Source organism: Streptomyces sp. NPDC006430 (assembly GCF_040612395.1).
Classification (GTDB): domain Bacteria; phylum Actinomycetota; class Actinomycetes; order Streptomycetales; family Streptomycetaceae; genus Streptomyces.
This window is the reverse complement of sequence record NZ_JBEXQA010000073.1, coordinates 1-7,456: the sequence shown is the minus strand read 5'-3', so window position 1 is coordinate 7,456 and position 7,456 is coordinate 1. Positions and strand designations below refer to the sequence as shown.

The 7,456-nt window shown below is 67.0% G+C and carries 1 protein-coding gene and 1 pseudogene; one reads left to right on the top strand and one right to left on the bottom strand.

Features of this window, described 5'->3' with window-relative positions; genetic code table 11:
• Positions 1–7,203: pseudogene (locus ABZZ20_RS36365) on the bottom strand (hypothetical protein); the annotation flags it as partial.
• On the opposite strand from ABZZ20_RS36365, the gene ABZZ20_RS36360 reads away from it, so the two are divergent.
• Entirely contained in the window at positions 7,172–7,420 is a 249-nt protein-coding gene (locus ABZZ20_RS36360; RefSeq protein ID WP_356877257.1) for a hypothetical protein, read from the top strand. The pseudogene ABZZ20_RS36365 and the gene ABZZ20_RS36360 overlap by 32 nt on opposite strands.
• The last annotated feature ends 36 nt before the right edge of the window (positions 7,421–7,456 follow it).

Sequence of the window (7,456 nt, the reverse complement as noted above, 5' to 3'; positions counted from 1 at the left end):
TCCGCCATCCGACTCGCGCACCGAACCCAGATCAGCCGAATCATCCGCGCTCACACGGGACAGCCCCGGCCGCCCCAGGCGGTAGTCCACCGCCGACGCCGCATCAGGCCCGGCCTCAACCCGCCGCTCCGCCGACCGCTGAAGGACCCACGCCTCCGCATCGAACGACTCACCCCGCTCCAGCCGCCGCAGCAACTCCAACCGCAACGCCTCATACTCAGCCCTGAACCGCCCCACGCGCTCAGGCCCCGGTCCCGTTTTTTTGCGCACATGTCGAGTCACTGACGCTCGATGGACTACTCCTCCGGTCACCGCGGCCACTGCGGGACCCGTACCCAGGACGGCATGCAGCTTCTGCACAAGCACCGGGGGGGAAGCAGCAGCCCCAGACGGCCACCCATCCACGTTCAACGCCTCGAGTTCACCCACGGACAACTCGGCCATGAAACTTTCGACCACCTCCCGCTCCGCCACCCGCCCACTAACCCACCCCTCCGTATCGAACGACTCACCCAGCTCCCGCAGCCGCAGCAACTCCAGCCGCAACGCCTCATACTCAGCCCTGAACCGCCCCAATATCTCAGCGCCCGGTCCACGACTTCCTTTTCGGTAGCGATACGCTGCCCTTCTCTTAACCCCGATCACCCTGGCTACTACCCCGTCCGTACCCAGGACATCACAAATCTTTTGCACAAGCTCCGGGGTGGTAGCGGCATCCGCAGATGGCCACTCTTCCACGTTCAACGCCTCGAGTTCACCCACGGACAACTCGGCCATGAAACTTTCGACCGTCTCCCGCTCCGCCACCCGCCCACTAACCCACCCCTCCGTATCGAACGACTCACCCCGCTCCCGCAGCCGCAGCAACTCCAGCCGCAACGCCTCGTACTCAGCCCTGAACCGCCCCACGCTCTCACGCCCCGGTCCAGTCCCTTCGCGCACATGTCGAGTCACTGACGTTCGATGGACTGCTGCTCCGGTCACCGCGACCACTGCGGAACCCGTACCCAGGACGGAATAGAGCTTCTGCACAAGAACCGGGGGGGTAGCGGAATCCGCAGATGGCCACTCTTCCACGTTCAACGCCTCGAGTTCACCCACGGACAACTCGGCCATGAAACTTTCGACCGCCTCCCGCTCCGCCACCCGCGCGCGGACCCACTCCTTCGCATCGAACGACTCACCCAGCTCCCGCAGCCGCAGCAACTCCAGCCGCAACGCCTCGTACTCATCCCTGATCCGCCCCGATATCGCAGCGCGCGGTCCACGCCTTCCATTTCGGTAGCGATACGCTGTTGATCCTTTGATGCCTCCGATCACCCTGGCCACTGCGGCATTCGAACGCAGGATCTTGTACATCTTTTGCACAAGCTCGCGGGGAGGGGTCTCATCGCTCGCAACAGGCCACTCTTCCACGTTGACCGCTTCAGCCACGTCCGTCCGCTGCGACCGCTCCTCGGGGACAGACCCCCCGGAGCCGAACTCACTTTCCAACCGCCGCCTCTTCGACGCACGCTCGTCGCCGGCCTCTTGCTCGAGCGCCTCCACCTCGTCCCAGGACAACTCGTCCAGGAACTCCCCGACCGAGGGAGCCTCCTGAGTCGCCGCCGAGGCGTGGGTATCAAGTTGCGGTGGTACGGCGTGAGGGGGTGACTGGTCGGCCCTCAACACCAGACCCAACCGCGCGGCCTCCCCGACCGCCTCCCCCACCACATCCCCGCCGACGACACCACCAACTCCGCCATCCGACTCGCGCACCGAACCCAGATCAGCCGAATCATCCGCGCTCACACGGGACAGCCCCGGCCGCCCCAGGCGGTAGTCCACCGCCGGCGCCGCATCAGGCCCGGTCCCAATTCGCCGCGCCGCCGACCGCTGAAGGACCCACGCCTCCGCATCGAACGACTCACCTAGTTCCCGCAGCCGCAGCAACTCCAGCCGCAACGCCTCGTACTCAGCCCTGAACCGCCCCACGCTCGCAGGCCCCGGTCCAGTCCCATCGCGCACATGTCGAGTCACTGACGTTCGATGGACTACTCCTCCGGTCACCGCGACCACTGCGGAACCCGTACCCAGGACGGCATGCAGCTTCTGCACAAGCACCGGGGGGGAAGCATCAGCCCCAGACGGCCACCCATCCACGTTCAACGCCTCGACTCCACCCACGGACAACTCGGCCATCAAGCCTTCGACCGCCTCCCGCTCCGCCACCCGCGCGCGGACCCACGCCTTCGCATCGAACGACTCACCCAGTTCCCGCAGCCGCAGCAACTCCAGCCGCAACGCCTCGTACTCAGCCCTGTACCGCCCCACGCTCGCAGGCCCCGGTCCAGTCCCTCCGAGCACATGTCGAGTCACTGTGACTGGATGGACTGCTGCTCCGATCGCCGCGGCTACTGCGGGACCCGTACCCAGCACGGCAAGCAGCTTCTGCACAAGCACCGGGGGGGAAGCATCAGCCCCAGACGGCCACCCATCCACGTTCAACGCCTCGACTCCACCAACGGACAACTCGGCCATCAAGCCTTCGACAGCCTCCCGCTCCGCCACCCGCGCGCGGACCCACGCCTTCGCATCGAACGACTCACCCAGCTCCCGCAGCCGCAGCAACTCCAGCCGCAACGCCTCGTACTCAGCCCTGAACCGCCCCACGTTCTCAGGCCCCGGTCCGGTCCCTTCGCGCACATGTCGAGTCACTGACGCTCGATAGACTGCTGCTCCGGTCACCGCGACCACTGCGGAACCCGTACCCAGCACGGCAAGCAGCTTCTGCACAAGCACCGGGGGGGAAGCATCAGCCCCAGACGGCCACCCATCCACGTTGAGCGACCGGATTCGACCAACGGACAACTCGGCCATCAAGCCTTCGACAGCCTCCCGCTCCGCCACCCGCGCGCGGACCCACTTCTTCGCATCGAACGACTCACCCAGCTCCCGCAGCCGCAGCAACTCCAGCCGCAACGCCTCGTACTCAGCCCTGAACCGCCCCACGCTCGCAGGCCCCGGTCCAGTCCCATCGCGCAGACGGTGAGCCACCCCTCGCTCACCAACGCCGGTCACCGCAGCTACTGCGACAGCCGTCCGCAGGACGGAATGCATCTTCTGCACAAGCACCGGGGGGGAAGCGTCATCCGCAGACGGCCACGCTTCCACGTCGACTCCACCAACGGACAACTCGGCCAAGACGCCTCTGACAGCCTCCCACTCCGCCTCCCGCGCGCGGATCCACTTCTTCGCATCGAACGACTCACCCAGCTCCAGTAGCCGCAGCAACTCCAGCCGCAACGCCTCATACTCAGCCCTGAACCGCCCCACGCTCGCAGGCCCCGGTCCAGTCCCTCCGCGCACATGTCGAGTCACTGTGACTGGATGGACTGCTGCTCCGGTCACCGCGACCACTGCGGGACCCGTACCCAGCACGGCATGCAGCTTCTGCACAAGCACCGGGGGGGAAGCATCAGCCCCAGACGGCCACCCATCCACGTTGAGCGACCGGATTCGACCAACGGACAACTCGGCCATCAAGCCTTCGACAGCCTCCCGCTCCGCCTCCCGCGCGCGGACCCACTTCTTCGCATCGAACGACTCACCCAGCTCCCGCAGCCGCAGCAACTCCAGCCGCAACGCCTCGTACTCATCCCTGTACCGCCCCACCCTCGCACGCCCCGGTCCAGTCCCATCGCGCAGATGGTGAGCCACCCCTCGCTCACCAACGCCGGTCACCGCAGCTACTGCGACAGCCGTCCGCAGGACGGAATGCATCTTCTGCACAAGCACCGGGGGGGAAGCGTCATCCGCAGACGGCCACGCTTCCACGTTGATCGGCCGCTCTTCCGCGGTGGACGCCTCGAGTCCACGCCTGGAGGACTCGTCCGCCAAGGCTGCGTCCGGATCCCCCTGCTGCGACCGCTCCCGGCGGACAGGCTCCCCCGAGCCGAACTCAACCTCCAACCGCCGCCTCTTCGGCGCACGCTCGAACTCACCGACCGGGTCCCGCCGCAGCAGCGCATGACGGTTCAGATCCGCAGGAAACGTATCCACGATCTGCCGCAGGTGATCCCCCGTCAGAACAAACTCACCGTGCCCCTCGGCGAACGTGCCGAACAGACTGGACTCACCCGCACCCAGCAGAGGCCTGGCGCGCATATCCTCAGGCCGCGTCAGCAACAACCGCGGCACATCTCCGTGACCCTCGTGGTCATCACGCGCACCCAAACCATGAACGAGCTCGTGAACCCACGCGGCAGGATCCACATCCGTATACCAGTCGTTCTGCCCCATCCCCCGATCCGCCACCGGCGAGCCACCATGGACCCGGACCACCGTGTCAGCCTCATCCACGGAATCCACAAACTCCACACCCACCTGAAACAGCAGACCAGTCACCCCGTCACGCCGCTCCACCGCAACCCGATACCCACGCCCGTCGACCAACTCCTCCAGCGCCGCCTGCACACCACGCTGCAACCCGGCCACCCGCTCCGCACCCACACCCCCCTGCGGAACCAGACGAACCCGCCGCGTCAAACGCAGTACATCCTCCTCAGGCCCGGCACCCTCATGCCACGCCCACGCATAACCCACCCCGATCAGGTCACCCGACACCACCCCCGCCGGCCGCCGCACCACACGCCGCCCGTCGACCTCCCCCAGAACGAACGGCTCAATCACCCGATCACGGTTCAAAGGATCACGAGACCGAAGCCCAACCCACCGCTCCGTCCGCACCTCACCCGCCCCCAACAACGGGCCCAACCCCGCGGCCTCCCCCACTGGCAGCCCACTGTCACCCACCTGACGACGCTTCGCCCCACGCGCCACCCCGTCCGGGGACACCTCTGCCGGATCAGGCATCACCACACCCCCCGACAGACCACCGCCACCCCCACCCACGGAGGAGACGGAGTTCCCGCCGGCTGAGCCGGCTCCACGCCCACCAGACCCCAGCGCGTTCAGACCCTCCACACCCTCGCCCCTGCCCAGGTCCAGGTCCAGGTCCAGGTCCAGGTCGGGGTACAGGTCCAGGTCCAGGTCCAGGTCGGGGTACAGGTCCAGGTCCAGGTCGGGGTCGGGGTACAGGTCCGGGTCCAGGTCCAGGTCCAGGTCGGGGTCGGGGTACAGGTCCGGGTCCAGGTCCAGGTCGGGGTACAGGTCCGGGTCCAGGTCCAGGTCCAGGTCCGTACCCGGCTCCTCGACCTGCGTCCGCTCACCCGCGAACCGCCCCCCAACGACAAACCGCGCCGCCGTACCGTCCCCACCAGCCGCAGGCCCAGCCACCCATCCAGCAGCCGTCGCGGCGGCGGCCTCGCCCCCCAAAACCTCGGCCAGATTGGCATCAGCAGGACGGAACCCCAGCCGCCAAAAAACATGACACGCCCGGTCGATCTGATCAACAATATCCAAAGCCGGGTCCAAAATTTTGCCTGCCAGGTAGTTCCTCAGCTGGCTCCCGGAAAGAAGGCGTTCTCCCTTCACACGCCCGGCATCGAGTTCCCTGACCGCGGCCGCGGCAGATCCCGCCACGCGAACCAGATAAGCCACCCTGGCCGACAGGTCATACGCAGGCAAAGCACCGACCGCGGCCTCCACATCGGCGCACGTCGGGAGGGGGCCCCCGACCCGGTCTCTCGCCCTGAGTAGGCGCTCCAGAGCCCTGATCCGGACACCCATCGCCATGCCCAGCCCCGCGGTATCCCATCGAATCTTCGACACCACTGGTTCAGTGCAGTTGAGCAGGTTTGCCAGGGCGCTGACCCCTCCCACACTGTCCAGCAGGTACACCATCGTGGCCTGGAGAGGAGTCCAGCCAAGTCGCACGCGTTCGTCCACCGTCTCCGCGGTAAGTGCGACCCCGTCTTTGAGCAGGCCGAGGGCCGCATCGATCCGCTCAACGAGCCGAACGCGAGCGTTCCCCCCGTCGCTGAGGATGCGCGAAACCTCGCCCGGGTAAGCCTTCAGCAATCCGTCCAGCTCTTCTTTCCCCAGACGTACCTGCAAACGCCATACCTTGGCCTGGAACGGGTTCAGCGTGCCGCCCGCGGGAAGCCCGGTCTCCTCAGCCGCAGCGTCCACTTCCCGGTACAACCGGTAAAGCTCATTCACCCGTTCGACGACATCCATTGGAGGATTCACGTCATAGCCCGGGGTCAAATATTTAGTCACAGAAGAGTCTGAGATTTGAATCGTCGCATCTGAGGCCCTGATCGCACGGGTCAGGGCCAAAATCGTTCCGTCCAGCTTCCCTCGCAGATAGGCCAGCTTGCCCGCGAAGTCCACCCCTCCCTCCTCGTCCCTGCGATACCGGGCGACCTCTTCTCCCACTTGCTCACGGGTCAACCACTGTCCGGGAACCAACAGGCGCTCGACCGCATTGATCCTTTCACCGTGCTTCATTCTCGGCGTCATGCCCGATCGGTACACGGGTATTCGTGACTCCTCGGCGCCGATCAGGCCGGCCACTGCCGCTCTAGTTTTGCCGAGTTCACTCGCCTGCTTCATCAGGCCCGCCAACGTGGCCTGGAGAGGAGTCCAGCCAAGTCGCACGCGTTCGTCCACCGTCTCCGCGGTAAGTGCGACCCCATCTTTGAGCAGGCCGAGGGCCGCATCGATCCGTTCAACTTCCTCCGTCTTCGGCGTCTGCAGCGTGCCGCTCAAGATGCGCAGCACCCGGTCCTCGCGGATGCTCAGCACCTCGGCGAACCCCGGGCCCGGGTCCACGCCGGCCGACCCCAGAGCATCCCTCACCCGCTCCAGCTTCATCTGAAGAAGCGTCCGGGCAGGACCCCCGTCCGGGGCAGGTCCGGCTGCGGCAGCGCCCTCACCCGCGGCCTGCACGCCATCAGCCGCCTCCGCCGACAGACCACCGCCACCCACACCCACACCCACACCCACGGAGGAGACGGAGTCCCCGCCGGTTGAGCCGGCCGCACGCCCACCAGACCCCAGCGCGTTCAGACCCTCCACGCCCCCGCCCCTGCCCAGGTCCGGCACCAGGTCCAGGTCCAGGTCCGGCACCAGGTCCGGGTCCAGGTACAGATCCAGGTCCGGCACCAGGTCCAGGTCCAGGTCCGGCACCAGGTCCAGGTCCAGGTCCGGCACCAGGTCCGGCACCAGGTCCAGGTCTGGGTACAGATCCAGCACCGGGTACAGGTCCGGCACCGGGTACAGGTCCATGTCCAAGTCCAAGTCCATGTCCAAGTCCATGTCCATGTCCGTACCCGGCTCCCAGGGCAGCGCGGGCGCCACCTCGGACATCCCCCCGGCCTGGCCCGCCGAAGTCAGACCCGCACGCCCCGCCCCCAACATCTCGTTGCCGGTCCCCAACGGTTGCCGGGCGGCGCCACCCCCGCCGGACGAGGAACTCTCCTCCCGGGCCGCGGCAGCCTGCCCGTCATTGGGGTCCGCCTCCACCGTGCGGTAGTCCACAGCGGGCGCGACATCGAGCATCCCCCCGCCG